General features: G+C 69.5%; 18 protein-coding genes, 2 tRNA genes and 2 rRNA genes (1 of these 22 running past the window's edge). 9 read left to right on the top strand and 13 right to left on the bottom strand.

Annotated features, from left to right (window positions below; all coding sequences use genetic code 11):
* The 5 genes from AC3AOF_RS31270 to AC3AOF_RS31250 all read right to left on the bottom strand — a co-directional run.
* Positions 1 to 836: ribosomal RNA gene (locus tag AC3AOF_RS31270) — 23S ribosomal RNA — on the bottom strand (it extends 1,967 nt beyond the left edge of the window).
* 271 nt (positions 837 to 1,107) lie between these two features.
* A tRNA-Ala gene (locus AC3AOF_RS31265) sits at positions 1,108 to 1,183 on the bottom strand.
* Positions 1,184 to 1,223: 40 nt separating this feature from the next.
* Positions 1,224 to 1,300, bottom strand: a tRNA-Ile gene (locus tag AC3AOF_RS31260).
* A gap of 142 nt (positions 1,301 to 1,442) precedes the next feature.
* Positions 1,443 to 2,926: ribosomal RNA gene (locus AC3AOF_RS31255) — 16S ribosomal RNA — on the bottom strand.
* Together the 16S and 23S rRNA genes with 2 tRNA genes alongside form the textbook arrangement of a ribosomal RNA operon.
* Positions 2,927 to 3,288: 362 nt before the next feature.
* The gene (locus AC3AOF_RS31250) at positions 3,289 to 4,401 is read right to left on the bottom strand and encodes a CaiB/BaiF CoA transferase family protein (RefSeq protein WP_488349395.1); all 1,113 of its coding nucleotides are present in this window, start codon (positions 4,399 to 4,401) and stop codon (positions 3,289 to 3,291) included.
* A gap of 220 nt (positions 4,402 to 4,621) precedes the next feature.
* On the opposite strand from AC3AOF_RS31250, the gene AC3AOF_RS31245 reads away from it, so the two are divergent.
* From AC3AOF_RS31245 to AC3AOF_RS31235, 3 genes are all read left to right on the top strand, one after another.
* Positions 4,622 to 5,383, top strand: a complete 762-nt coding sequence (locus AC3AOF_RS31245; protein WP_488349394.1) for an SDR family NAD(P)-dependent oxidoreductase — start codon at positions 4,622 to 4,624, stop codon at positions 5,381 to 5,383.
* A gap of 11 nt (positions 5,384 to 5,394) precedes the next feature.
* Complete coding sequence (locus tag AC3AOF_RS31240) at positions 5,395 to 6,525, top strand: acyl-CoA dehydrogenase family protein (protein ID WP_488349393.1); 1,131 nt, start codon at positions 5,395 to 5,397, stop codon at positions 6,523 to 6,525.
* A 281-nt stretch (positions 6,526 to 6,806) separates the two neighbouring features.
* Positions 6,807 to 9,395 (top strand): sensor domain-containing phosphodiesterase, encoded by a 2,589-nt coding sequence (locus tag AC3AOF_RS31235; RefSeq protein WP_488349392.1) that lies wholly within the window; start codon positions 6,807 to 6,809, stop codon positions 9,393 to 9,395.
* On the opposite strand, the gene AC3AOF_RS31230 is transcribed toward AC3AOF_RS31235, so the two are convergent.
* Entirely contained in the window at positions 9,358 to 9,711 is a 354-nt protein-coding gene (locus tag AC3AOF_RS31230) for a hydroxyisourate hydrolase (RefSeq protein ID WP_488349391.1), read from the bottom strand. The two genes, AC3AOF_RS31235 and AC3AOF_RS31230, sit on opposite strands and share 38 nt — an antisense overlap.
* The gene (locus AC3AOF_RS31225; RefSeq protein WP_488349390.1) at positions 9,708 to 11,117 is read right to left on the bottom strand and encodes an amidase; all 1,410 of its coding nucleotides are present in this window, start codon (positions 11,115 to 11,117) and stop codon (positions 9,708 to 9,710) included. Before AC3AOF_RS31225 ends, AC3AOF_RS31230 begins: the two co-directional genes overlap by 4 nt.
* Before the next feature lie 107 nt (positions 11,118 to 11,224).
* On the opposite strand from AC3AOF_RS31225, the gene AC3AOF_RS31220 reads away from it, so the two are divergent.
* From AC3AOF_RS31220 to AC3AOF_RS31205, 4 genes are all read left to right on the top strand, one after another.
* Positions 11,225 to 12,334 carry an ABC transporter ATP-binding protein gene (locus AC3AOF_RS31220; protein WP_488349389.1) on the top strand — a complete coding sequence of 370 codons (1,110 nt, stop codon included), beginning with the start codon at positions 11,225 to 11,227 and terminating at the stop codon, positions 12,332 to 12,334.
* A 20-nt stretch (positions 12,335 to 12,354) separates the two neighbouring features.
* Entirely contained in the window at positions 12,355 to 13,398 is a 1,044-nt protein-coding gene (locus AC3AOF_RS31215; RefSeq protein WP_488349388.1) for an ABC transporter substrate-binding protein, read from the top strand.
* A 535-nt stretch (positions 13,399 to 13,933) separates the two neighbouring features.
* Positions 13,934 to 14,779 carry an ABC transporter permease gene (locus tag AC3AOF_RS31210; RefSeq protein WP_488349387.1) on the top strand — a complete coding sequence of 282 codons (846 nt, stop codon included), beginning with the start codon at positions 13,934 to 13,936 and terminating at the stop codon, positions 14,777 to 14,779.
* A gap of 8 nt (positions 14,780 to 14,787) precedes the next feature.
* Positions 14,788 to 15,600, top strand: coding sequence for an ABC transporter permease (locus AC3AOF_RS31205; RefSeq protein ID WP_236993482.1), 813 nt, complete (start codon positions 14,788 to 14,790; stop codon positions 15,598 to 15,600).
* 93 nt (positions 15,601 to 15,693) lie between these two features.
* Here AC3AOF_RS31205 and AC3AOF_RS31200 read toward each other — a convergent pair whose 3' ends face one another.
* The 4 genes from AC3AOF_RS31200 to AC3AOF_RS31185 form a co-directional block, all read right to left on the bottom strand.
* Positions 15,694 to 18,828: an efflux RND transporter permease subunit gene (locus AC3AOF_RS31200; protein WP_488349386.1), complete on the bottom strand. Its 3,135-nt coding sequence runs from the start codon at positions 18,826 to 18,828 to the stop codon at positions 15,694 to 15,696.
* A 4-nt stretch (positions 18,829 to 18,832) separates the two neighbouring features.
* The gene (locus AC3AOF_RS31195) at positions 18,833 to 20,101 is read right to left on the bottom strand and encodes an efflux RND transporter periplasmic adaptor subunit (RefSeq protein ID WP_488349385.1); all 1,269 of its coding nucleotides are present in this window, start codon (positions 20,099 to 20,101) and stop codon (positions 18,833 to 18,835) included.
* A complete protein-coding gene (locus AC3AOF_RS31190; protein ID WP_236993485.1) occupies positions 20,098 to 20,754 on the bottom strand; it encodes a TetR/AcrR family transcriptional regulator in 657 nt (218 codons plus the stop codon). Before AC3AOF_RS31190 ends, AC3AOF_RS31195 begins: the two co-directional genes overlap by 4 nt.
* 413 nt (positions 20,755 to 21,167) lie before the next feature.
* Complete coding sequence (locus AC3AOF_RS31185; RefSeq protein ID WP_048430904.1) at positions 21,168 to 21,719, bottom strand: DUF4337 domain-containing protein; 552 nt, start codon at positions 21,717 to 21,719, stop codon at positions 21,168 to 21,170.
* 210 nt (positions 21,720 to 21,929) lie between these two features.
* On the opposite strand from AC3AOF_RS31185, the gene AC3AOF_RS31180 reads away from it, so the two are divergent.
* Positions 21,930 to 22,640, top strand: a complete 711-nt coding sequence (locus AC3AOF_RS31180) for a hypothetical protein (protein WP_236993486.1) — start codon at positions 21,930 to 21,932, stop codon at positions 22,638 to 22,640.
* Positions 22,641 to 22,759: 119 nt separating this feature from the next.
* On the top strand, positions 22,760 to 24,421 hold the full coding sequence (locus tag AC3AOF_RS31175; protein ID WP_488349384.1) for a Na/Pi cotransporter family protein: 1,662 nt from the start codon (positions 22,760 to 22,762) through the stop codon (positions 24,419 to 24,421).
* A gap of 280 nt (positions 24,422 to 24,701) precedes the next feature.
* On the opposite strand, the gene AC3AOF_RS31170 is transcribed toward AC3AOF_RS31175, so the two are convergent.
* Together AC3AOF_RS31170 and AC3AOF_RS31165 are read right to left on the bottom strand one after the other, a co-directional pair.
* Positions 24,702 to 24,911, bottom strand: a complete 210-nt coding sequence (locus tag AC3AOF_RS31170; protein ID WP_488349383.1) for a hypothetical protein — start codon at positions 24,909 to 24,911, stop codon at positions 24,702 to 24,704.
* Positions 24,912 to 24,915: 4 nt separating this feature from the next.
* Positions 24,916 to 25,326, bottom strand: coding sequence for a carbohydrate ABC transporter permease (locus AC3AOF_RS31165; protein ID WP_488349382.1), 411 nt, complete (start codon positions 25,324 to 25,326; stop codon positions 24,916 to 24,918).
* Between the last annotated feature and the right edge of the window lie 517 nt (positions 25,327 to 25,843).

The raw sequence follows: 25,843 nt of genomic DNA, 5'->3' as shown, positions 1-25,843 counted from the left end.
TTTGATTGGCCTTTCACCCCTAACCACACGTCATCCAAGACCTTTTCAACGGGCACTGGTTCGGACCTCCAGTGCGTGTTACCGCACCTTCATCCTGCGCATGGCTAGATCACCTGGTTTCGGGTCTAGAGCCACGAACTGAACGCCCTGTTCAGACTCGCTTTCGCTGCGCCTTCGCCTACCGGCTTAAGCTCGCTCGTAACTCTAAGTCGCTGACCCATTATACAAAAGGTACGCAGTCACCCAGAACGAATCTTGGGCTCCCACTGTTTGTAAGCATCCGGTTTCAGGAACTGTTTCACTCCCCTCGTCGGGGTGCTTTTCACCTTTCCCTCACGGTACTGGTTCGCTATCGGTCGCTGAGGAGTACTTAGGCTTGGAGGGTGGTCCCCCCATCTTCAGACAGGATTTCACGTGTCCCGCCTTACTCGTGTCCTGGCATTGGCTTGTCCCGTACGGGGCTGTCACCCATCCTGCCGGCCATTCCAGGCCGTTCCGGTAAGCGTCATGCCAGGCGCTGGCCTGGTCCGCGTTCGCTCGCCACTACTGACGGAGTCTCGTTGATGTCCTTTCCTCCGGGTACTGAGATGTTTCAGTTCCCCGGGTTCGCTTCAAACCCCTATGGATTCAGGATTTGATACCTTCTCAAACCATCGTAGCGCAGACCCAGGATCGCTCCTGAGCCTACGATACGGTGGCTGAAGGTGGGTTTCCCCATTCGGAGATCCTCGGATCAAAGCTCGTTCGCAGCTCCCCAAGGCTTATCGCAGCGTACCACGTCCTTCATCGCCTCTCAGCGCCAAGGCATCCACCAGATGCTCTTAAGGCACTTGATCGCTCTCATGATCGGTGTCCGGCGGTGAGCGAAAGCCTTTGCAGGCTTGGCACACCACCATCCACGGTCACGATAAAGACCGGCAGCAGGTTCTTTCGAAACCGCTGCCTTATGCTTGCCGAACGCACCCCGGCCGACCGCTTTCGCAACGGCCCGGGCACATTCCCTCTTCACGATGTCAGATATCCGCAGCCACCCGCGATTGCGTCGATGGTTGCGAAGCTCTTTGATCCGGACGACCCTCGACCTCACTGCCGATTGGCAGGGGAGGGTGGTGGAGCTGGACGGGATCGAACCGACGACCTCATGCTTGCAAAGCACGCGCTCTCCCAACTGAGCTACAGCCCCGTGGGACGCCGCTCACTGGCAGGGCATCGTCACCTGATCCTGGTGGGCCTGGGACGACTCGAACGTCCGACCTCACCCTTATCAGGGGTGCGCTCTAACCACCTGAGCTACAGGCCCGTCGCTTGGCGTACCGCCCAGCGTGTCCGGATGATGAGAAAGAGAAACGAAGACGGCGCGTCCCGCCAATTGGGTCCTGACTGGACCCTTGATCCAACGACGCCGTGAGAGTGAGCGAACTCACATCAGACAGCATCCTTAGAAAGGAGGTGATCCAGCCGCAGGTTCCCCTACGGCTACCTTGTTACGACTTCACCCCAGTCGCTGACCCTACCGTGGTCGCCTGCCCCCTTGCGGTTGGCGCAGCGCCGTCGGGTAAGACCAACTCCCATGGTGTGACGGGCGGTGTGTACAAGGCCCGGGAACGTATTCACCGTGGCGTGCTGATCCACGATTACTAGCGATTCCGCCTTCATGCACCCGAGTTGCAGAGTGCAATCCGAACTGAGACGGCTTTTGGGGATTCGCTCCAGGTCGCCCCTTCGCTGCCCATTGTCACCGCCATTGTAGCACGTGTGTAGCCCATCCCGTAAGGGCCATGAGGACTTGACGTCATCCACACCTTCCTCGCGGCTTATCACCGGCAGTCTCCCCAGAGTGCCCAACCAAATGATGGCAACTAGGGACGTGGGTTGCGCTCGTTGCGGGACTTAACCCAACATCTCACGACACGAGCTGACGACAGCCATGCAGCACCTGTGTGCACGCCTCCGAAGAGGACAACGGATCTCTCCGCCTAACATGCCATGTCAAGGGATGGTAAGGTTCTGCGCGTTGCGTCGAATTAAACCACATGCTCCACCGCTTGTGCGGGCCCCCGTCAATTCCTTTGAGTTTTAATCTTGCGACCGTACTCCCCAGGCGGAATGCTTAATGCGTTAGCGGCGCCACTGACCTGCATGCAGACCAACGGCTAGCATTCATCGTTTACAGCGTGGACTACCAGGGTATCTAATCCTGTTTGCTCCCCACGCTTTCGCGCCTCAGCGTCAGAACCGGACCAGACAGCCGCCTTCGCCACTGGTGTTCTTGCGAATATCTACGAATTTCACCTCTACACTCGCAGTTCCGCTGTCCTCTTCCGGTCTCAAGCCAACCAGTATCGAAGGCCATTCCGTGGTTGAGCCACGGGCTTTCACCCTCGACTAAATCAGCCGCCTACGCGCCCTTTACGCCCAGTGATTCCGAGCAACGCTAGCCCCCTTCGTATTACCGCGGCTGCTGGCACGAAGTTAGCCGGGGCTTATTCCTCCGGTACCGTCATTATCGTCCCGGAGAAAAGAGCTTTACAACCCTAAGGCCGTCATCACTCACGCGGCATGGCTGGATCAGGGTTGCCCCCATTGTCCAATATTCCCCACTGCTGCCTCCCGTAGGAGTCTGGGCCGTGTCTCAGTCCCAGTGTGGCTGATCATCCTCTCAGACCAGCTACTGATCGTCGCCTTGGTGAGCCATAACCTCACCAACTAGCTAATCAGACGCGGGCCGATCCTTCGGCAGTCAAGCCTTTCCCCAAAAGGGCGTATCCGGTATTAGCTCAAGTTTCCCTGAGTTATTCCGAACCGAAGGGCACGTTCCCACGCGTTACTCACCCGTCTGCCGCTGACCCCGAAGGGCCCGCTCGACTTGCATGTGTTAAGCCTGCCGCCAGCGTTCGCTCTGAGCCAGGATCAAACTCTCAAGTTGAAGAGCTGATCATAGCTGATCACAACATAAACGGAGGCTCACGACCGATCGGCGTTTCCACCTGATCGTGTGAGCACCGAAACGTCAGATCAGCATCATCCTACTCACGATCCCACCCGAAGGCAGGATCCGCAGGGACGACGCCGTCCACGCTTCTCTTTCTCGTATGTACTTGTCAAAGAGCGGCCCGATCGAAACCGGGGCATCATCGGCAACAACGGGACCAGCGCCTGACCAAGGTCAGGCTCGCCGGCCCGGACTGTCTCGAAGATGGCTCAGCGACCGGTCCGCGGGAGCGGCCGGCGCCGATGGGTGGTCGTATAGGCCCCGTTTCCGGCGCCGTCAACACTCGTTTTCCCGGCTCAGCTTCGAAAACTCCCCTCCCCTCTCCAGCGGGTGATCGCCTCGCCGAGGGTGAGCGGCCCGGACGGGGGTCGGATCGCCGAGGGGGTGCCGGAAAACCGGGGTGCCGGTGCGGGCTGGACCGTGCCGTCGACGGTCACGAAGGTTTGCCGCGCCGCGAGGTGCGGGTGACCGGCGGCCTCCGTGAGAGTCAGGACCGGCGCCACGCAGGCATCCGTTCCCTCGAAGAGGCGGCACCACTCGTCACGGGTTTTCGTCAGGAACGCGGCTTCGAGCTTGCGCCTCAGCGCCGGCCATATCTCAGGATCGTCGCGCCGGTCGAAATCCGGGTCGGACTCGAGGCCAATGAGGCGGCGGAAGAGGGCGTAGAAATGCGGTTCGAGCGGCCCGAGGGCGATGTGGCGGCCGTCGCGGCAGGCGTAAGTGCGATACCAGGGCGCGCCGCCATCGAGCAGGTTCGCCTCCCGACGGTCGCTCCAGCGCCCTTGTGACGACAACTCCGAGAACATCGCCATCAGCGAGGCGGCGCCGTCGCAGATCGCCGCGTCGACGACCTGGCCCTGCCCGGTGCGGCCCGCCGAGATGAGGCCGGCGAGGAGGCCCGCCACCAGGTAGAGCGAACCGCCGCCGTAATCGCCGACGAGGTTGAGCGGCGGCACCGGGTGCTCGGCCGGTCCGATCGCCGCGAGGGCGCCGGTGATCGCCAGATAAGTGATGTCGTGCCCGGCTGACCTCGCCAGCGGCCCCTGCTGGCCCCAGCCGGTCATGCGACCGTAGACGAGGCGCGGATTGCGGGCGAGCACCACCTCCGGCCCGAGTCCGAGCCGCTCCATCACGCCAGGCCGAAAGCCCTCGATCAGGGCATCGGCCGTCACCAGCAGCGCGAGAGTGCCGGCGAGATCGGCCGGGTCCTTCAGGTCGACCGTCACGGTCGGGCGGCCGCGTGCCACCACGTTCTTCGAATAGGGATCGCTTCCCCCTGTCCGGTCGAGCCGGATCAGCTCGGCGCCCATATCGGCGAGGAGCATGGCCGCGAACGGGCCGGGGCCGATGCCGGCGAATTCGACGATGCGTAGCCCTGCGAGCGGCCCGCCCTGCCCGGCTGGCTTCATGCTGTCTCTCCCCCCGATGCCGCGTTGATCCGGCGGCTGTCGTCACTTGAGGCGGCGGCGCCTTGACGATGCCTGGCCCGGCCCATAGCGATGGGCCGCAAGGAGCCCTTCGCCTAGCAGACCGGTCGGCACCCCGTCACGGGTGATGCGGAATCGGCGGCAAGCGACAAGGGTCCGTCACCCACCGGTCGAGTGGGGGCGAGGATCGGGGAGGACGCGCATGAAGGTCAACGGCGTAGCGGCCATCGTCACGGGCGGCGGATCGGGGCTCGGCGCGGCGACCGGCCGGGCGCTGGCGGCGGCGGGTGCAAAGGTCGCGCTCCTCGACCTCAACGAGGGCGCGGCTCTCGAGATCGCCGGCGAGATCGGCGGCATCGCCCTCCGCTGCGACGTCGGCGACGCAGGCAGCGCCGAGGCGGCGGTCGCCCGGGCGGCGGAGGCGCACGGGCCCGCCCGCATCCTGGTCAATTGCGCCGGCGTCGCGACCGCCGGCCGGATCGTCGGCCGCAACGGCCCGCTCGACCTCGCGGCCTATGCCAAGGTGATCCAGGTCAACCTGATCGGCAGCTTCAACCTGATGCGCCTCGTGGCGGCAGGCGCCCTGGCGCTCGACCCGCTGGAGGGGGGCGAGCGCGGCGTCATCATCTCCACCGCCTCGGTCGCGGCCTATGAGGGCCAGGTGGGTCAGGCGGCCTATGCCTCCTCGAAGGCCGGAATCGTCGGGCTGACCCTGCCGGCGGCGCGGGAATTCGCGCCGGCCGGAATCCGGGTCTGCGCCATCGCGCCCGGCATCTTCGAGACGCCGATGCTGCGCGGCCTGCCGCAGGAGGTGCAGGATTCCCTCGGCGCCGCGGTGCCGTTCCCGTCGCGGCTGGGCAAGCCGGAGGAATACGCCAAGCTGGCGATGGCGATCATCGACAATCCGATGCTCAACGGCGAGGTCATCCGCCTCGACGGCGCGTTGCGCATGCAGGCGAAGTAGGGAGCGCGAGGATGCTGAGCGACGACCAGATCCTGATCCGCGACACCGCCCGCAGCTTCGCGCAAGAGCGCCTGAAGCCGTTCTCGGCCCAGTGGGACCGGGAGGCGCGCTTTCCCCGAGAGGCGATCTCCGAGATGGGCGCGCTCGGCTTCATGGGCATGCTGGTACCCGAGGAGCATGGCGGTGCCGCTGCCGACCACGTCGCCTACGCGCTCGCCATCGAGGAGGTGGCGGCCGGCGACGGCGCGGTCTCGACGGTGATGAGCGTGCACAATTCGGTCGGCTGCATGCCGATCCTGAAATTCGGCAGCGACGAGCAGAAGGCGCGGTTCCTCGGCCCGCTCGCCCGCGGCGAGCAGCTCGGAGCCTTCTGCCTGACCGAGCCGGGGGCCGGATCGGATGCCGCCGCCCTCAAGACCCGGGCACGGCGCTCCGGCAATGCCTGGGTGCTCTCGGGCACCAAGCAGTTCATCACCTCGGGGGCGAATGCGGATCTGGCCATCGTGTTCGCGGTCACCGACCCGGAAGCGGGAAAACGCGGCATCTCGGCCTTCATCGTGCCGACCAGGACTCCCGGCTACAAGGTGGCGCGCATCGAGCACAAGCTCGGACAGCGCTGCTCCGACACCGCCCAGATCGTGTTCGAGGACATGGAGCTGACCCCCGACCTGATACTCGGCCAGGAGGGCGAGGGGCTGAAGATCGCGCTCTCGAATCTCGAGGGCGGTCGCATCGGCATCGCCGCCCAGGCCGTCGGCATGGCCCGGGCGGCCTTCGAGGCGGCGCTCGCCTACGCGAAGGAGCGCGAGACCTTCGGCCAGACGCTGACGGGGCACCAGGCGGTCGCCTTCCGGCTCGCCGACATGGCGACGCGGATCGAGGCCGCGCGCCTCCTGGTCCTGAACGCCGCGCGCCTGCGCGATGCCGGGCAGCCCTGCCTCAAGGAGGCGGCGATGGCCAAGCTCTTCGCCTCCGAGATGGCGGAAGCCGTCTGCTCCGACGCGATCCAGATCCATGGCGGCTACGGCTACCTGGCCGACTATCCCGTCGAGCAGATCTACCGCGATGTGCGGGTCTGCCAGATCTACGAGGGCACCAGCGACGTGCAGCGCATCGTGATCAGCCGGGCGCTGACGGCGTGAGGCGGCCGCCGCGGTCGCGAGCCCGGTCCGCGTCAATCGGCAGCGGTTGCGCGAGTGGGAGAGGACAGTACTCGTCCGTTCAGCAACAGTTCATCGCCGCGGGATGGTGCATGCGGTGCATCATCCCGCGCTCCCACCGTGAAAGACATCGCTCGGCCTAGGCCGTCTTGTCGATCGGTAGACGGCGCGGCCGAGGCATTTAACGACTCGTTCATTTTTTTGACGTTGTGTCGAGCCTCGCCTGGCGTTCCCGCGCCGATCTGCCGGAAAGGAGCGTGGCGATGCCCCCTCGTCCCGACCGGGAGGCCGACCGCCTCTCCGCCCTGCACGACCTCGGGATCCTCGACACGCCGCCCGAGGCCCAGTTCGACGCGGTCTGCCGCATCGCCCGTGCCCTGTTCCGGGTGCCCTATGCCTGGGTCACGCTGGTCGATGCCGACCGGCTGTGGTGCAAGGCCTCCGACGGCATCGCCTTCGGTCCGACCGCCCGGGACGCGGCCTTCTGCGACCGGGCCATCCTGGGCGACACGCCCCTGGTGGTCGAGGACGCGGCGGAGGATCCGCGCTTTCGCGACGTCGCGCTCGTCGCCGGGCCGTGGGGGGTGCGGTTCTATGCCGGCGCCCCGCTGGCGCTGCGGCCCGGCCTCGCCCTCGGCACCCTGTGCATCGCCGACACCGTCCCGCGCCGGCTCTCGACCGGGGAGCGCGCGCAGCTCGCCGACCTGACGGCGATCGTGGTGGCGCAGCTCCGGCATTACGAGGCCCGGGTGGCCAGCGCGACCGAGGCCCGGCGCCGGCGGGCGAGCGAGGAGGCCCTGGCTTTCGCCAACCGCAACCTGACGCTCGCCGAACAGGTGGCCCGGATCGGCCATTGGCGCGTCGACCTCGTCTCCGGGGCCACGACCTGGTCGGACGAGGTCTGCCGCATGCACGGGCGCGCGCCGGGCGACCCCGCCGCCAGCGTGACGGAGGCTTTGTCCTACTACCATCCGGACGACCGCGAGCGGATCGCCGGCCTCGTCACCCGGGCGCGGGAGCAGCGGACGGGCTTCCACTTCAAGGCGCGGATCGTGCGCCGCGACGGTGCGGAGCGGGTCGTCGTCTCGCACGGCATCTGCGAGCTGGACGAGGCCGGGGCGGCCGCGGCCCTGTTCGGCAGCGTGCAGGACGTGACGGAGATCGACCGGGCCGAGGCCGAGCTGCGCGCCAGCACAGCCCTCCTCGACGCCACCCTGGAGCACATGGACCAGGGCCTGATGATGGTCGACGAGACCGGGATCGTGCGGGTCTGCAACGAGCGCGCGATCGCGCTCCTCGACCTGCCGCGGGACCTGATGCGCGGGACCCCGACTTTCGACGAGGTGCGGCGCCACCAGGTCGCGCAGGGTGATTTCGCACGCTGCGATGCCGCCTTGCGCGAGCAGGTCGCCCACGGTCCGATCACCACCCATCCCCATACCTACGAGCGCGAGCGGCCGAACGGCACGATGCTGGAGATCCGCACGGTGCCGCTGCCCACCGGCGGGGCGGTGCGCACCTATACCGACGTGACCGCCCGCAAGGCGGCGGATGCGCAGGTCGCCCACATGGCCCGGCACGACGGCCTGACCGGGCTGCCGAACCGGGCTTTGTTCCGCGACAGCCTCGACCGCCGCCTCGCCGCGCTGCGGCGCCACGGCGGGACCTGCGGGGTGCTCTACCTCGACCTCGACGCGTTCAAGGCGGTCAACGACACGTTCGGCCACGCGGCGGGCGACGCCCTGTTGCGCGAGATGGCCCGGCGGATCCGCGCCGCCCTGCGGCAGGAGGACCTGCCGGCGCGCTTAGGGGGCGACGAGTTCGCGATCCTGCTCGACGGCGAGGCCGGGGCGGCCAGCGCCACGGCGACGGCGGAGCGCCTGGTCGCGTCCCTGCGCGAGCCGGTGGATCTCGGCGGGCAGGCGGCGACGGTCGGCGTCAGCATCGGCATCGCCTTCGCGCCGGAGCACGGGCTCGACGGCGACACCCTGGTCAAGCGGGCCGATCGCGCGCTCTACCGGGCGAAATCGGAGGGGCGCAACACCTACCGCCTCTTCGCCGCCGCCATGGACCGGGCGGCGGAGGAGCGCCGCCGCCTCGAGATCGACCTGCGCCTCGCGCTCCAGCGCGGCGAGTTCGCCCTGTACTACCAGCCGGTCTTCGATCTCGCCTCCGGGCGGGTCGAGGCGGTCGAGGCGCTCCTGCGCTGGGACCACCCGGCCCGCGGCCCGCTCGGCCCCGCGGCGTTCCTCGCCCTCGCCGAGGAGAGCGGCCTGATCGTGCCGCTCGGCGAATGGGTGCTGCGCAGCGCGTTGTCGGACGCGCAGGCTCTGCCGCAGGGGATGCGGGTGGTGGTCAACATCGCGGGCGGGCAATTGCGCCAGGCCGGCCTCGTCTCCGTCCTCCGGGCCGCCCTGGCGGCGAACGGGACGCCGCCCGATCGCCTGGAGCTCGACATTGCCGAGGGCGCGGCCGCGGAAGCGGGCGGGCGGCTCGCGGACCTCGCCGCCCTCGGGATCGGCCTCGCCTTCGACGATTTCGGCGCCGGCGCCTCCTCCCTCGGCGCCCTGCAGCGCCTGCCCTTCGGGCGGATCAAGCTCGCTCCCGCGCTCACGGCCTGCCCGGACGGTGCCGGCTTCCTGCGCGCCGTCGTCGGGCTGGGCCGGTCGCTCGGCCGGGCGGTCGTCGCCAAGGGCGTCGAGACCGAGGTGCAGCTCGCGGCCTTGCGCGAGGCGGGGTGCACCGGGGCGCAAGGGTTCCTGCTCGGCCGGCCGGTGCCGTTCGGCGAACTCGTGCCGGTGCTCGGGCACTCGCTCACACGCCCCGGAACACGGCGTAGCCGAAGCGCGTGAACTTCAGCGGCAGATGATAGTGCTCCGCCGCATCCACGATGGTGAAGCGGAACGGCACCCGGTCGAGGAAGTGCGGGCCCGGCTTGCCTTGTGCCGTGAAGTAGTCGCCGAGGTGGAACACCGCCTCGTAGATGCCGGGCCCGATCCCGATGCCGCGCACCACCGGGTGGTCGAAGGTGCCATCCCTCCCGATCACTCCCTCGGCGACCGGGCGCGGGCCGGGCTCGTCCAGGGCCGCGAGGGTGACCCGCAGGCCGAGGGCCGGGCAGCCCTCCGCCACGTCGACCGCATGGAGCGAGATGCCGCCGGCCGTCATCGTGCCGCCTCCGAGGTTCCGGGCAGGACCGGCCAGCGATCCGCGAAGGGGCGGCGGCGCTCCAGCGCCTCGGCGATGTCGAGGAGCAGGTCGTCGCGGCCGAACCCCGCCACGAGGTGGAGGCCGATCGGCATCCCGTCCGGTGCCGGATCGACCGGCAGGCTCAAGCCCGGCAGGGCGGCGGCGTTGACCCAGCCCGAATAGACCGCGTGGCCGCGGGGGCCGACGGGCTGCCCGTCGATCACCTCCGGGTAGACCGCATCCGCCGCCCAGGGCATCGCCGCGGCGGAGGGGGTGACCAGGAGGTCGATCTCCGTAAACGCGGCGTTCGCGGCGTTGCGCAGGGCTTGGACCCGCTTGAGGATGGCGGCGAGCAGGGTCGCCGGGGCCCGCGCGCCCTCCTCGGCCATCGCTCGGTACGGCGCGCTCGCCCGCGCGGCGAGGGCCGGATCGGCCTCGAACAGGCGGGCGAGGCCGATCTTGCCGATCTCGGGCCAGAGCGCGTTCAGCCCTGCGATCTCGAAGGGTAGCGGCCCCTCCTCGACCGCGACGCCCAGCGCCTCGAGATGCCCCAGCGCCCGCCGGCACGAGGCGGCGATGACGGGATCGAGGGGCGCGTCGCCGATGCGCTCGACGTAGCGGGCGCGCAAGCGGCGCTCGGGGGCCGGGTTGGGTGCAAAATTCGACCACAGGACCCGCGGATCGGCCCCCTGCATCAGGGCGAGCATCGCGCGGCTATCGGCGACGGTGCGGGTGAGCGCTCCCGCCACCTCGAAATCGAGGAGCGGCGAGGGCAGGCCGCCGTGGCGCGGTACCCGGCCGAGGCTGCTCTTCAGCCCGACGAGGCCGGTATGGGCGGCGGGCCGGCGCAGGGATCCGCCGCCATCGGTGCCGAGCGCGACCGGCGCGTAGCCGGCGGCCGTCGCCGCCGCCCCTCCGCCGGTCGAGCCGCCGGGGGTGAGCGCGACGTTCCACGGATTGCGGGTGACGCCGAAACGGGCAGAGGCCGTGTAACCTTGCACAGCGAATTCCGGCATCGTGGTCTTGGCCAGGATCACGAGGCCGGCCCGGCGTGCCCGCGCGACGGGCAGTTCGTCGTGGGAAGAGGCAGCGGCCTCGCCCGGCTCGGCATAGGTCGAGGGCAGCCCCTCGGTGACGAGGAACTCCTTCACGGTCATCGGCACGCCGTCGAGGGGCGAGAGCGGGGTGCCGGCGCGCCAGCGGGCGGCGCTCGCCTCGGCCTCGTCCCGGGCCCGTGGGTTCTCCCGGGCGATCGCGTTGAGGTGCGGCTCCCACGCGGCGGCGCGGGTTTGTCCCGCCTCCAGGGCGTCGACCGGCGAGGCTCGGCCCGCGGCGAAGAGCCGGCCGAGTTCGGTCGCGGAGAGCCGCCACAGCTCCGTGCTCATGCGATGCCCCCTGTCGTCAAGTCGTGGTCAGTCATGAGCTTTCCCCGAAATGGCATACGATTTGCGACACTTGGGGCAGCAAGATCGATGCCGCAGGAACCCTCACCGTGACACCATCCGGAGCCCGCGCCCAGACCCAGGCGGAAGGCCGGTCCGTCGTGCTCGACGGCATCACCCATCGGTACGGCGGTGCCGTCGCCGTGGAAAACGTGAACCTCGACATCAAGGGCGGCGAACTGGTCTCGCTGCTCGGGCCGTCGGGCTGCGGCAAGACCACGTTGCTGCGCATCGTCGCCGGCTTCCTGCGCCAGACCGAAGGGCGGGTGATCGTCGCGGACCAAGTCATCGACGCCCTGCCGCCGAGCCGGCGCGCCGTCGGCATCGTCTTTCAGAACTACGCCCTGTTCCCGCACCTGACGGTGGCCGAGAACGTCGCCTACGGCTTGGCCGCCCGCGGCGCGCCCCGGACCGAGCAGGCGATGGAAGCCAAGCGCCTCCTCGACCTCGTGCAGCTGGGCCATGCCGGCAACCGCTACCCGCGCCAGCTCTCCGGCGGGCAGCAGCAGCGGGTGGCCTTGGCCCGCGCACTCGCCATCCGCCCCGCGGTGCTGCTCCTCGACGAGCCGTTCGCGGCGCTGGACAAGAACCTGCGCCTCGACATGCAGATCGAGGTCAAGCGCCTCCAGCGCGTCGCCGGGGTGACCACGCTGCTCGTCACCCACGATCAGGAGGAGGCCCTGTCGCTCTCCGACCGAGTGGCGGTCTTGTCGAACGGGCGGCTGGAGCAGTTCGCCGCCCCGACCACCGTGTACGATGCGCCGGAGAGCCTGTTCGTCAACACCTTCGTCGGCTCGGCCAATGCGGTGCAGGGGGTGATGCTCGGCCAGGAAGGCAACCAGCCCCGCATCGTGCTCGATGCCGGCGGCGAGGTTCTGGCCCGTCCCCTCGCCCGGCCGATCGCGCCGGGATCCCGGGTGACCGTGTGCCTGCGGCCCGAGCACCTGCGCCTCACCGACGGGCAGGACGGCATCGCCGGCGTGGTCGAGATGGCCCTGCCGCTCGGCCCCACCGTCGTCCACGAGGTCCGGGTCGGAGCCGGGCGTCCGCTCAAGATCGCCGAGCCGCGCCTCGGCGGGGGCGGCTTGCGTCCGCCCGGCACCCCCGTGCGCATCGCCGTCGCCCCCGGCCTCGCCTCCGCCTTCCCGGCCGCCGCCTGATCCTCGAACGGAGTTTCCCGATGCTCGACCGCCGCACGCTTCTCACCACCGCCCTGTCGCTCGGCGCGATGGAGCTGTTTCCCGGCCTGTCCTACGCCCAGGCGCGGCCGCTCGTCTTCGCCACCTTCACGGGCAGCTGGGAGGAGGCTCACAAGGCCGTGCTGGTGCCGGCTTTCCGCAAGGAGACGGGCAACGCCCCGATCGTCCTCGACCCGATGCTGTCGGTCGACCAGATCGCCAAGGTCTCGGCCGCCAAGGCCAACCCGCCGATCGACGTGATGCTGCACGATCCCGGCCCGGCCCTGACGGCTCTCGCCCAGGATCTCGTCGAGCCCTACCCGGTCGAGCGCAGCGCCGCCTTCAAGGAGCTGATCCCCGACGCGCAGGACCCGCACGGCCCGGCCGCCTTCTTCCAGGTCGTCGGCCTGACCTACAATCCCGACACGGTGAAGACCCCGCCGACCTCCTGGGCCGACCTGTGGCGGCCCGAATACAAGGGCCGGGTCGGCATCACCAACATGAACTCGACGCTGGGCACCGGCTTCATGGTCGAGATCGCCAAGATGCATGGCGGCTCGGAATCGAACATCGATCCCGCCTTCAAGGCGATGGAGAAGCTGAAGCCCAACCTCTCGGCGGTGGCGGCCAATCCGGGTGCGCTCGCCACCCTGTTCCAGCAGGGCCAGGTCGACATCTCGCCGGGCAACTTCAACGCGATCCAGATCCTGAAGGCCAAGGGCGTGCCGGTGGAGTTCGTGGCGCCCAAGGAAGGCGCCATCGCCTTCAAGACGCTGATCCAGATCGTCAAGAACTCGCCCAACCGCGAACTCGCCTTCAAGCTGATCGAGGCGGCGATCTCCGAGCCGGTCCAGACCCGGCTGATGCAGGCGCCCTACCTCGTCGTGCCGACCAACACCAAGGTCAAGATGACCGGCGAGATCGCCCGGGTGCTCGCCAAGGACACCGACGACCTGAAGAAGAAGTTCGTGTTCCAGGATTGGAAGACGATCAACGCGCAGCGCCCGGCCTGGATCGAGCGGTTCAACCGCGAGATCAAGCTGTAGCATCGATTCTCCTTGATCTGCCGCGGCCAAGATAAGGCGCGGGATCCCCTCTCCCGTGTGGGAGAGGGGTAGGGGTGAGGGTGGCTCGGGTTCAGGATAAAGAGCCAAGCGTCGAGCTGTGCAGCTCAGCGTTCGGAGTTCAATCCTGAAGCCGAGCCACCCTCACCCCCGACCCCTCTCCCACACGGGCTAGCGTGTTCACACTTCTCGGTTCGAGAGCTTCTCCCGGTGAAGGTCGCGCGCCTCTCCTCCCCCCGGCGATCCCGGGCTTGCCCGGAATCGCTGCAAGTTGTGGGGAGGAGCTGGAGGTGGGGGTGGTGCCGGATAGAGCGCAGCGGTGCCTCCTGCACCACCCCCACGCGGGATCTTCGATCCCCATAACCCCTCCCCACAAGGGGGAGGGGAAAGCGCGCATATTTACAGAGGGTTAGCTCTCGAAGGAGAAGTGTGAATCCGCTAGCCCACACGGGAGAGGGGAGACGCGCTCTACCTCGACTGTACGGATCACGTCGAAGCCGTAGAAGGAATTGTCACCGTGGCCCCGCCGGACGTCACCACCTACCCTTTGCGGCTGGCGAGCCCGCTCGCCGTGTTCTTCACGGCGTTCTTCGCCGCGCCCCTCGTCGCGCTGCTCGGCCTGTCGCTTCGGGGGGCGGATGGGGGTTACGGCCTGTCGCAATACGCGGCCTTCCTGGGCGACGGCTTCAGCCTCGGCGTGCTCCTCGGCACGCTCTGGCTCGGGCTCAAGGTCACCGCCGCCTGCCTGGTGCTGGGGCTGCCGCTGGCGCTCGTCGCCACCCGGGCCGGGGGCTGGGTGCGCGGGATCATCATCCTGGCGGTGCTGACACCGCTCCTCACCAGCGTGGTGATCCGCACCTTCGCGTGGATCGTGATCCTCGGGCGACAAGGGGTGATCAACTCCCTGCTCTCCTCGCTGGGACTGATCGAGACGCCCTTGCGAATGCTCTACGCAGAGGGCGGGCTCGTCGCGGCGCTCGCCCAGGTGCAGATGCCCCTGATGGTGCTGCCGCTGATGACGGCGCTCGCCCGCATCGACCCGAGCCTGTGGGACGCCTCGGAAGCGCTCGGGGCCGGGCGCTGGCGTACCTTCTTTCGCGTGACCCTGCCGCTCTGCCTGCCGGGCCTGATCGCCGGTTCGGTCCTCACCTTCGCGGCGGCGATCTCGGGCTTCATCACCCAGTCGCTGATCGGCGGCGGACAGATGCTGTTCATGCCCGGCTACATCTACCAGCAGGCCATCGCCTTGCAGAACTGGCCGTTCGCGGCGGCGATGTCGGTGATCTTCCTCGTCGCGGTGCTCGGCGTGGTCCTGGCCTTCAACGCGCTGGGCCGCCTCGCCCGCGGCTACGCCCAGACGTGAGAGTGACGATGTCCCGTTCCCCCGGCGCCCTCGACCGACTCAGCTTCGAGGGCCTGCTGCACCTGCTGGCGATTCTCGCCCTGGTGCTGCTGCTCGCACCCACATTGATCGTGCTGGTGGTTTCGTTCACCGACGGGCTGTCCCTGCGCTTCCCGCCGCCGGGCTATTCCCTGCGCTGGTACGGCGAACTGATGGAGGCCTGGCAGCTTCACTACGCGCTCAAGAACAGCCTCACGGTCGCCGTGCTGGCGACCGCGCTCGCCATCGGGCTCGGGGTTCTGGCGGCCTTGGCGGTGGCGCGCTCGCCGCGTCTCTCGGCCCGCCTCCTCGACAGCTTCTTCCTGTCGCCCTTGATCCTGCCGGCCCTGGCCTTCGGCCTGTCGAGCCTGATGTTCTTCTCGCTCATCGGCTGGCCGGTCTCGGTCGCGACGCTGGTGCTGGGCCACACCGTGGTCTGCGTGCCTTACGTGGTGCGCAACACCGTAGCGGCGCTGACCCAGCTTCAGCCCAGCCTGCTCGAAGGCTCGGCGAGCCTCGGCGCCTCGCGGCTCTATACGTTCCGCCGGATCACCCTGCCGCTGATCCGGCCCGGCATCCTGTCCGGCGGCTTCCTCGCCTTCATGGCCTCGTTCGACAACATCCCGGTCTCGCTGTTCCTGCGCGACGCCGCCACCGACATGCTGCCGATCCGGATGTGGCAGGACCTCGAAGGCCGCCTCGACGTGACCATCGCGGCGCTGTCGGGAATCCTGATCGTCGCGACGATCGGGGGCATCGCCGTGATGGAGCGGCTGACCGGGCTGTCGCGGCGGCTGGTCTAAGCATCATTCGCCGAAGTGGTTACCGGTTCGGCGGTAAAATGATGCGAAGCAGAAAGCTAAGCGGAGTTGCCCGGTGCAACTCTGCTTCGCGCCTCACTCCGCCGGCTGGTGCCCCTCCGCCTCCGGCCGGCCCGGATCGCGGCGGCCGCGGCGCAGCGACAGGACGAGGCGGGTCACACCCGTCCCGAGACGGTCCATGTAGAGGTAGAGCACCGGCGTGATGAACAGGGTGAGGAGCTGCGAGACCAGCAGCCCGCCCACCACCGCGACGCCCAGCGGCTGGCGCAACTCGGCGCTCGCCCCGTGACCGATGGCGATCGGCAGGGTGCCCATCACGGCGGCCGCGGTCGTCATCATGATCGGGCGGAAGCGCAAGGAGCAGGCCTCGCGGATCGCCGCCGCCGGGCTCCAGCCCTGCTCGCGCTGGAGCACCAGGGCGACGTCGATCATCATGATGGCGTTCTTCTTCACGATGCCGATCAGCATCAGCACGCCGATGATCGCGATCACCGAGAGGTCCATCCCGTAGAGCTGGAGCGCGCCCAGCGCGCCGATCGCCGCCGCCGGCAGGCCGGTGAGGATGGTGAGCGGGTGGATGAAGCTCTCGTAGAGGATGCCGAGCACGAGGTAGATGGTGATGACGGCGGCCGCCAGCAGCAGGCCCTGGTTGGCCAGCGCGTCCTGGAACACCTGAGCGGTTCCCGCGAACGTCGTGGTGATGGTGCCCGGCACCCCGAGCGACTCCTTGATCGCCGCGATGCGGTTGACCGCCTGGCCAAGCGCCACGCCGGGGGCGAGGTCGAACGAGATCGTCACCGCCGGCAGCAGGCCGAGCTGGTTGATCGAGAGCGGGCCCGGGACGCGGGTGACGCTCGCCACCGCCGAGAGCGGCACCAGCTTGCCGTTGCTGGCGCGCAGGCGGATCTCGTCGAGGCGGTCGGCGGTCCAGTTCAGGCGCGGGTCGAACTCGGTGATGACCTGGTAGCTGTCGGCGGTGCCGTAGATCGTCGAGACCTGGCGGGTGCCGAAGCCCGTATAGAGCGTCTGGCGGATCTGGTCCGAGGTGATGCCGAGCGCCTGCGCCTTGTCGGTATCGACCGTGACCTTGGCCTGGAGCGCGGCGTTCTGGAGGTCGCTCGTGACGCCCGTGAAGGTGGCGCGGTCCTTGGCCAGGGCCTCGGTCAGGCGCTCGGACCAGCGTTCCAGCCCCGGCCGGTCGAGGCCCTGCACGACGTACTGGTACTGGCTCTTCGACTGGCGCCCGCCGAGCCGCAGGTTCTGCACCGGCGTGATGAACGAGGTCAGGCCCGGCACCGTCGCGAGGTCGCGGCGCAGCTCGGTGATGGTCTTAGGCAGCGGCGGGCGCTGGTCGCGGTCCTTCAGCTCGACGAAGAACGAGCCCTGGTTGAGCGTGCCGGAGAAGCCGTTCGAGCCGGCCCGGCTCACCACATGGGCCACCGCCGGGTGGCGGGCGAGGATCACCTCGGCCTCGTGCTGGAGCGCCGTCATCGCGTCGAAGGACACGTCCTGGCCGGCTTCCGTCGCGATCTGGAGCTGGCCGATATCCTCGGAGGGAAAGAACCCCTTCGGGATGACGACGAACATCCAGGCGGTGAGCGCCACGGAGGCGAAGAACACCATCAGCACCGCGAACGGCCAGCGCAGGCAGAGATCGACGCCGCGCTCGTAAGACCCTTGGATGCGCGCGAAGCCGCGCTCGAACAGGTTCTTCTTCTGACCGTGGCCGGCGGCATCGGCCGGCAGGCGGGCGGCGAGCATCGGGGTGAGCGTCAGGGAAATGACCGCCGAGGCGACGATGGCGATCGTCACCACGATGGCGAATTCGTTGAAGATCCGCCCGACGACGCCGCCCATCAGCAGCACGGGGATGAACACCGCAACGAGCGAGATGGTGATCGACAGGATGGTGAAGCCGATCTCGCCCGCCCCTTTGAGCGCCGCCTCGAACGGCTTCATCCCCTCCTCGACGTGCCGGACGATATTTTCCAGCATCACGATCGCATCGTCGACGACGAGGCCGACCGCGAGGGTCAGGCCGAGCAGCGAGATGTTGTCGATCGAGTAGCCGAGCACGTACATCGCCCCGAAGGTCGCGATGATCGAGATCGGCACCGCGACCGACGGGATCAGCGTCGCGGCAAGACGGCCGAGGAATAAATAAATCACCGCGACGACGAGGACGATGGTGAGCACCAGCGTGAACTGCACGTCGTGCACCGCCTCGCGGATCGAGAGCGAGCGGTCGTTGACAACGTCGATGGTGCCGCTGCCGCCCAGCTGCTCCTGGAACTTCGGCAGCATGGCGCGGACCCGGTCGACCACGTCGACCGTGTTGGCGTCGGGCTGGCGCTGGACGGCGAGCACCAGGCCGCGGGTGCCGTCCTTCCACGAGGCGATGCGGTTGTTCTCGACCGAATCGATCACCCGCGCGACCTCGCCGAGGCGCACCGGCCGACCGTTGCGGACCGCCACGATCACGTCGCGGAATCCGTCGGCGTTCATCAACTGGGTGTTGGTCTGGATGGTGAGGTTCTGGCCCCTGCCCTCGACCACGCCGACCGGCGTCGAGGTGTTGGCGTTCTGGATCGCCGCCTGCACCTCGTCGACGCCGATGCCGCGCGCCGCCAGCACGTTGGGATCGAGCTGGACCCGGACGGCGAATTTCTGGCTGCCATAAACCAGCACCTGGCCCACGCCGGTGATGGTCGAGAGCGAGGGCGAGATCACCGTCTGGGCGAAGGCATCCAGCGTCGGCAGCGGCGTCGTCTCGCTCGACAAGGCGAGCAGGATCACCGGCGCGTCGGCGGGGTTGAGCTTGCGGAAGCTCGGCGGGATCGTCAGCTCGACCGGCAGCCGGCGCAAGGTCCGGGTGATCGCCGCCTGCACGTCGACGGCGGCCTGGTCGATGTTGCGCGACAGCTCGAACTCGACGGTGATCGAGGTGAAGCCCTGATAGTTCGTCGCCGAGATCGTGGCGATCGACGGGATCGTCGAGAATTCCTTGATCAAGGGCGTCGCCACCGAGGCCGCCATCGATTCGGGCGAGGCGCCGGGCAATTGCGCGGTGACCGAGATGGTCGGGAAATCCACGGTCGGCAGGGCCGCCACCGGCAGGAAGCGGTAGGCGAACAGCCCCGACAGCGTCAGCGCGATCGACAGCAGGATCGTGGCGACGGGTCGGCGGATGAACGGAGCCGAGAGGTTCATCGACTTACTCGATCCGGGTGGCGGCGCCGGGCTTGGCCGCCTGCGCCTCGGTCGCGTCCTGCGGCCGCTCGGTGACGGGCAGGCCCTGGCGGACCCGGAACTGGCCTTCCACCACCACCCGCTCGCCGGGCTTGAGCCCCAGGCTCAGGGCGGCGCGGCCGTCGCGGGAGGTGATCACCTCGACGTTGCGGCGCTCGGCCGTGCCGTCGGGACGCACGACCCAGACGAAGCTGCCCTCCTGCCCGGGCTGCACGGCCGCTTGCGGTACCGTCACGGTGCCGGGCCGCCGGCCGAGATCGACCTCGATCCGGACGTACTGGCCCGGCCAGAGCCGGTCGTCCTCGTTCGGAAACAGGGCCCAGGCGGTGACGGTGCCCGACGCCTGGTCGACGCTCGAATCGACGAAGGACAGCCGCCCGACCGCCAGCACCGCCTCTCCGCCACTCGGATAGACCCTCACCGGCGCGGTGCCGGGCCGCATCAGCGCCGCCCGCAACCCGTCGAGGTCGCGCTCGGGCAGCGAGAAGGTGGCGCGCAAGGGCCGCATCTGCGTGATGGTGACGAGGCCGGTTCCGGCGGATTCGTTGCCCTTGACGAGGTTGCCGGTGGTGACCAGCACCCGGCCGAGGCGGCCGGCGATCGGCGCCCGCACGGTGGTGTAGTCGAGCCGGACCTTGTCGGCCTCGATCGCCGCTTGCGACGCCGCGACATTCGCCGATGCGACCTTGGCCTCGGCGGTGGCGACGTCGAACTGCGCCTGCGAGGCGGAGGAGCGCGAGAGCAGCTCGCCGACGCGGCGGACGTCGTTCTGGGTTCGGACCTGGGTCGCCTGGTCGCGGGCGAGCGCCGCCTCGTCCCGGGCGATCTGGGCGCGGATCTCGCGGTCGTCGAGGCGGTAGAGCACGTCGCCGGCCTTCACCACCTGGCCGTCGCGGGCGAGCTGCTCGACGATGACCCCGTCGATGCGCGGGCGCACGATCACGCTCGCCATCGGCTCGACCCAGCCCACCCCCGAGCGGGTGAGCGCGAGGTCGGTGACGCCCGCCGCCACCGTGGTGACGACGGGACGGGACGCGGCGGGATTCGTCGGTGGCGGAGGAGCGGGCGGGACGTAGGCGACCGGCAGGTGCTCCGGCAGGTGTCGGCCGAGATCGGCCGGCAGCGCCCCCCGGGCCGTGCTCCAGGCGGCGTGCGTGTCGCCGCCATGGCGCTGCACGAGCCATCCCGCTCCGGCCGCGACGAGCGCCAGGAGGACGAGGACGAGGCGGATCATCGCGGGGCTCCATGACGCGGTGCGAGAGGCGCACCGAGACCGTTGAGGAAGAAATCGGCGACCGCGCCTGATGCGGGCGGGCGCCGGCCGGTGCCGTGTACCGCCATGCGGATGCCGCCCAGCAGCATCAGCACCGCGAGGTCGATGTCGGGCACGTGCAGCTCGCCCGCGGCGACGCCGTCGCGCAGCAGGCCGGCCAGCGCATCGCGCAACCCGTCGAAGCCCTCGCGCAGGACGCGCCGGCTGCGCTCGCCGAACTCGGCGCCGCGCCCCTCGATCGCGGTGAGCGCCGGCGAGAGGGCGCCGATGCGCCCCAGCACCAGCCCGACGGCGGCGCGCAGGCGCGCGGGGGCGTCCCGGTCGGGGATCGCCCCGATCGCGTCGCGAAGATCCGCCAGGGTCCAGGCGAGCCCGTCGATGAACAGGGCTTCCTTCGTCGGGAAGTAGCGGTAGAGCGTGGGCTTGGCGACGCCGGCGGCGGCGGCGACCGCGTCCATGTGAACGGCTGCGTAGGGAAGGCCCGAGAACAGCCCCATTCCGGCTTCCAGGATGCGGCGGCGGCGCTTGGGATCGAGCAGCCGCTCGGCCGGCGGGCGCGCGACTCGAGGGCGGCCGGCATCAGGTCGATCGGATCGGCGTGCGGCGTCGCTCATGAAGCCCTAACTGAACTGACGGGTTCAGTTAGCGGGGCTGGGCGCGACACTGGCAAGCGCGGGTTTCCGCGACATAATAGCACGATAAGAAAGCGCTGCCATCGCGCGCCTCGCGGCCTCCGGCCGGATCGGGCAGCGACGTGGAGGCGGGGCGGAGCTTGCCCGCCGCACAATCCGGATCAGCATCGCGCCGTGGCCGTCCCGCCGCAGCGTCAGTCCGCGACAGTCCATCGTGATCCGAAAGACAGTCGAGGCGGCGCGGGAAGACTGGTCGGTCGCTTGCTCCGCCTCGTCTCGGCTGGTCTCACCCTCGATCCCGGGCGCTGCCACGCGTGCCCGGGACGACGGTCCCGGGCACGCGCCGGTACGAGGATCACCGGTCGGAGGTCCGAGCGGGCCTCCGGTATCCCGCCTCAGAACAGATGGATCGCGTGCGGGGCGAACAGCCCGATCGCCAGCATGCCGATCCCCGCGATCCCCAGGGCGCCGCCCGCGAAGGCGAGCGCGGCGATGCCGGTGATGACCTGGGCGGAGGCGAGCACGATGCCGATCTGGAAGGCGGCCGAGCCGAGCTCGTAATGGTGGTAGCGGGCGAGCGAGAGGTCGCGCTTGGCCTCGGCCGCCTTGGCCTTGGCGGCGAGCTCCTTGCGGCCGTCGCCGGAGGCCGGATCGGAATCCCAGCGGGCCATCGTCTTGGCCCATTCCTCGATCTGCTTCTTCACCGCCTCCGGGGAGGCGTTCGGCTCCAGCGCGATCTGCTCGCCGGCGGTCTTCAGCACCGTGCCGCGGATCGTGCGGGCCTGGAAGTAGGCCCACTGGTTGGCGGATTCGACGTTGGCGCCGAGCGCGTCGGTCTGGGCGCTCTTCGCCAGGGTCTCGCCGAGGGCGAGAAACAACGCGAGCACCGAGATCAGCAGCGCGACCTTCTTGTTGGAGCTGTCCACCGCCCCGTGACCACCCGACATCGTCGTCTCTCCCGAACCAATCCGACAGGCGCGGCCTCGTCTGGCGAAACCCTGCGACAGGACGAAGAACCGGGGACGCGTCCGATCGATGAAGCCGGCGGCGCCCGCGCCTTCATAGCCGGGTCGCGGGGCTGCGCCAGCCCCCGCTTGCGGGCCGCCCCGGGAGAGGGCAGGCCTTGCGTCACGGCCCCGCCACGAGGGCCGGTCCCGATGAGACGCCCGATCATGCGCCGAGCCCTGTCCGCCGCCCTCCTCCTCGCCGCCGTCGCGCCCGCCCTCCCGGCCCGGGCCGCCGGGCCGGATTGGCCCGACACCTACCTCTCCCGCGTCGAGGCCGTGGCGGTGGTCCAGAGCCTCAACGCCGCCCTGCTGGCGAGCCGCAGCGCCACCGCGACGCTCGAGAACTGGTGCGCCGCCCACCGCATGGCCGAGACGCCCCGCCTCGTCGCCCGGCTGGACCGGGGCGTCGACACGCCGGCGAGCCCGGAGACCCGCAAGCGCCTCGCGGTCGGGCCGGACGAGCCCCTGCGCTACCGCCGGGTGCGCCTCGCCTGCGGCGACCACGTCCTGTCGGAGGCCGACAACTGGTACGTGCCGGCCCGCCTGACCCCGGAGATGAACCGACAGCTGGAGACCACCGACACGCCGTTCGGCCGGGCGGTGGCGCCGCTCGGCACCACCCGCCAGACCGTCGGCTCGGAACCCCTGTGGCAGCCCCTGCCCGCGGGCTGGGACCAGGCCGCCCCGCCCGCCCCGTCCTGCGGGACGCTGAGCGTGCCCGAGCATCTGTTCAGCCACCGGGCGGTGCTGTTCACGGGCGAGCGGCAGCCCTTCTCGGAGGTGGTCGAGACCTACACCCGCGAGGTGCTGGATTTCCACCGCGCCGCCCGCCCGGCCGACCCGGCCTGCCCGAAACCCTGATCCCTTCGCCCGACAGGCATCAGATGTGCGTCCGGAGCCCGAACCCGGAGGCTCCGGCGCCCTAAGTCCCAGGGCTCGGACGGGCAAGACTTGGACGGGACGGAGGCCGACCGACGCCGATGGACACCACCCTGACCCTGCTCGATCTCTGCGGCGCGGTGGCGCTGCTGCTCTGGGGCATCCACATGGTGCAGACGGGGGTGCAGCGCGCCCTCGGGCCGCATCTGCGCCGTCTGCTCGGGGTGGCGCTCGGCAACAGGGTCAAGGCGCTGGCGGCGGGGCTCGGGGTCACGGCGCTCCTCCAGAGCAGCACCGCGACCGGCCTGATGGTCGCCTCCTTCGCGGGCGCCGGGCTGGTGGCGGTGGTGCCGGCGCTCGCCGTGATGCTCGGCGCCAATATCGGCACAACGCTGATCGTGCAGGTCCTGTCCTTCGACGTCGCCCGGGTGGCGCCGGTCCTGGTGCTGGTCGGTGTGATCCTGTTTCGCCGCGGGTCCGAGCCGCGCACCCGCGACCTCGGCCGGGCGGCGATCGGCCTCGGGCTGATGCTGATGGCGCTCTCGCGCCTCGTCGAGGTCATCACCCCCTACGAGGACGTGCCGGCCCTGCGGGTGCTGCTCGGCGCCGTCGCCACCGACCGGCTGATCGCCCTGATGCTCGGGGCGGTGCTCACCTGGGCGGCGCATTCCAGCGTGGCGATCGTGCTCCTGGTGATGTCCTTCACCCATGCCGGCGTGCTGCCCTTCGAGGCCGGGATGGCGCTGGTGCTCGGGGCCAATCTCGGCTCGGCCCTCAACCCGGTGCTGGAGGGGGCTCGCGACGGCGAGGCCGCGGGACGCCGGGTGGCGCTCGGCAACCTCCTCACCCGGGCCCTCGGCTGTGTCATCGCCCTGCCCTGCCTCGGCCTGATCGGGCCGCTGCTGGTGGCCTGGCAGCCCGACCTGTCGCGGGCGGTGGCGGATTTCCACACCGCCTTCAACCTCGTGCTCGCGCTCGTCTTCATGCCGGCGCTCACCCCCTTCGCGGCCCTTCTGCGCCGGCTGGTGCCCGAAAGGATCGACGTCCACGATCCCGGCCGGCCAATCCATCTCGACGAGGCGGCGTTGGAGACCCCGCCGGTGGCCTTGGGCGCCGCCGGCCGCGAGGCCCTGCGGATGGCCGACGTGCTCGCCGAGATGATGACCGGAGCCGGCGAGGCGCTGACCGGCGGCGACCGGGCCAAGGTCACCGAGATCCGCCGCATGGACGATACGCTCGACCGGCTCAACGCCGCCATCAAGGCCTATCTCGTCCGCCTCGACCCGGAAGCCCTGAGCGACGACGACGAGCGCCGGATCGCGACGCTCATCGCCTTCACCACCAACCTGGAACACGCCGGCGACATCCTCTCGCGCAACGTGATGACCCATGCGGCCAAGCGCCTGAAGCGCGGCCTCGCCTTCTCGGCGGACGGCAAGGCGGAAGTGGGAATGCTGCTGGCGCGCCTCTCCGCCAACCTGAGCGCGGCGGGCGCCGCCTTCCTGACCGAGGATCCCCGCGCCGCCCGGCGGCTCGCCGACGAGAAGGCGGTGTTCCGCGATCTCGAGGCCCGGGCGACCGAGGCCCATTTCCGCCGCCTGCGCGAGGCCGGCCCCGGCTTGGGGCCGGCCGAGGCCACGGCGCTCTATCCCGACTTGGTGCGCGACCTGAAGCGGGTCAACGACCATCTGGTGGCGGGGGCGGCCTATCCGATCCTGGAGAGCCGGGGGGCGTTGCGGGCGAGCCGGTTGGAGGGGTCGTGACGGGTTGGCGAGACGCCAGTACCTTGCTCCACCCCGGGAAAAGTGCCGCGTGGCTGCCCCGGCAGCGTCGCGGGCCATGGCGCGCTCAGCAATCCTTTGCAGGATCACGCCAATCAAGCCGGCCCCTAAACAGACTTGCGTGGGCAGGCCAACGCTTCGCCCGCTTAGGTTTTTGTTTTGTCGCAGATTTTTGGCGCCGAACCGGCAACCACTTCGGCGAAATCCGCTTAGACACGTTGCCCCTCCTCCGAGAACAAAGCCCCCCGCCCCGGATCGAACGTCAGTGCAGGAAGTCGGTGCGCAGGAACAGCTCGCGGTAATTGTCGAGCGTCGGCGTGAAGATCAGCTGCGGCGGCAGCGCCATCACGTCCCGGCCGACCTTGAACGAGGACAGGACCGTCCAGGCGAGCGGCGCCAGGACCGCGACCAGCATCGCGGCGACCTGGGCGCGGCCGAGGATCCGGCGGGAGACGGGCGGGGTCGTCGGCATGGCCTCAATAGCTCAGGGCGCGCCGCAGGCGGGCGAAGACCATGACGGTGCAGAGCACGACGATCGAGAGCGTCGGCATCGCCGCCGACGCGTGGCCGAAGGGCGAGAACTCGAAGCCCTGCTGATAGGCGTACATGTTCATGGTGGTCGAGGCGTTGCCCGACCCGCCGCGGGTGGCGATGAAGACGAGGTCGAAGAAGCGCAGCAGATCGACCGAGCGCAGGACGGCGGCGATGAGCAAGGTCGGCCCGAGGAGCGGCAGGGTGACGTAGACGAAGCGGCGCCAGCCGATGACGCCGTCGACCGCGGCGGCCTCGAACACGCTCGCCGGCAGGAATTGCAGGCCGCCGAGCACGATCAGCCCGACGAAGGGCGCCCATTGCCAGGTATCGATCAGCGCCACGCTGAGCAGCACCCAGTGCGGGCTCGCCAGGCACAGGAGCGGGATACCCCGACCGTGCCGAGCAGCCAGTTGACGATGCGACGGAGGGATCGAGGAGCACGAGATTGCGCGCGACCTTGACGCCGTTGAGCACGATGCCGAGCCAGGTGCCGAGCACGGGCTGCATCGCCAGCGCCACCCCGTAGAGCACCCAGGTGACCCGGAAGGCATTGAGGAATTCCGGGTCGCTCGCGAGGTTCAGGTAGTTCTCGATCCCGACGAAGCGCGGCTCGGTCCCGAGCGAGGCGTCCTGGAGCGAGATCCAGGCGGCGCAGACGATCGGGAAGACCATCATCAGGACGACGAAGGCGACCGCCGGCCAGACCATCCAGGAGAACGAGATTTTTGCCTGTCCGCGTCGCGCCCGCTCGGGAACGATGGTGACGGCTGGACTGGCGATGGTGGTCACGTGCGGTCCCCGTGGCGGGATGACGACCGGTGTCGGCGCCTGCGCGACCGACATCATGGGATCCCACCCTCCCCCTCATCC

This window comes from Methylobacterium sp. 142-1Y, from assembly GCF_057747795.1.
This window is presented reverse-complemented; position numbering and strand designations above follow the sequence as displayed.

Excerpts from the sequence above, each read along its gene's own strand:
- AC3AOF_RS31190 (WP_236993485.1), bottom strand. The coding sequence starts at position 20,754 with ATGAGCGACGCCGCACGCCGATCCGATCGACCTGATGCCGGCCGCCCT.
- AC3AOF_RS31250 (WP_488349395.1), bottom strand. The coding sequence starts at position 4,401 with ATGAAGCCAGCCGGGCAGGGCGGGCCGCTCGCAGGGCTACGCATCGTC.
- AC3AOF_RS31185 (WP_048430904.1), bottom strand. The coding sequence starts at position 21,719 with ATGTCGGGTGGTCACGGGGCGGTGGACAGCTCCAACAAGAAGGTCGCG.
- AC3AOF_RS31235 (WP_488349392.1), top strand. The coding sequence starts at position 6,807 with ATGCCCCCTCGTCCCGACCGGGAGGCCGACCGCCTCTCCGCCCTGCAC.
- AC3AOF_RS31230 (WP_488349391.1), bottom strand. The coding sequence starts at position 9,711 with ATGACGGCCGGCGGCATCTCGCTCCATGCGGTCGACGTGGCGGAGGGC.
- AC3AOF_RS31175 (WP_488349384.1), top strand. The coding sequence starts at position 22,760 with ATGGACACCACCCTGACCCTGCTCGATCTCTGCGGCGCGGTGGCGCTG.
- AC3AOF_RS31180 (WP_236993486.1), top strand. The coding sequence starts at position 21,930 with ATGAGACGCCCGATCATGCGCCGAGCCCTGTCCGCCGCCCTCCTCCTC.
- AC3AOF_RS31245 (WP_488349394.1), top strand. The coding sequence starts at position 4,622 with ATGAAGGTCAACGGCGTAGCGGCCATCGTCACGGGCGGCGGATCGGGG.
- AC3AOF_RS31215 (WP_488349388.1), top strand. The coding sequence starts at position 12,355 with ATGCTCGACCGCCGCACGCTTCTCACCACCGCCCTGTCGCTCGGCGCG.
- AC3AOF_RS31195 (WP_488349385.1), bottom strand. The coding sequence starts at position 20,101 with ATGATCCGCCTCGTCCTCGTCCTCCTGGCGCTCGTCGCGGCCGGAGCG.
- AC3AOF_RS31225 (WP_488349390.1), bottom strand. The coding sequence starts at position 11,117 with ATGAGCACGGAGCTGTGGCGGCTCTCCGCGACCGAACTCGGCCGGCTC.
- AC3AOF_RS31170 (WP_488349383.1), bottom strand. The coding sequence starts at position 24,911 with ATGCCGACGACCCCGCCCGTCTCCCGCCGGATCCTCGGCCGCGCCCAG.
- AC3AOF_RS31200 (WP_488349386.1), bottom strand. The coding sequence starts at position 18,828 with ATGAACCTCTCGGCTCCGTTCATCCGCCGACCCGTCGCCACGATCCTG.
- AC3AOF_RS31205 (WP_236993482.1), top strand. The coding sequence starts at position 14,788 with ATGTCCCGTTCCCCCGGCGCCCTCGACCGACTCAGCTTCGAGGGCCTG.
- AC3AOF_RS31240 (WP_488349393.1), top strand. The coding sequence starts at position 5,395 with ATGCTGAGCGACGACCAGATCCTGATCCGCGACACCGCCCGCAGCTTC.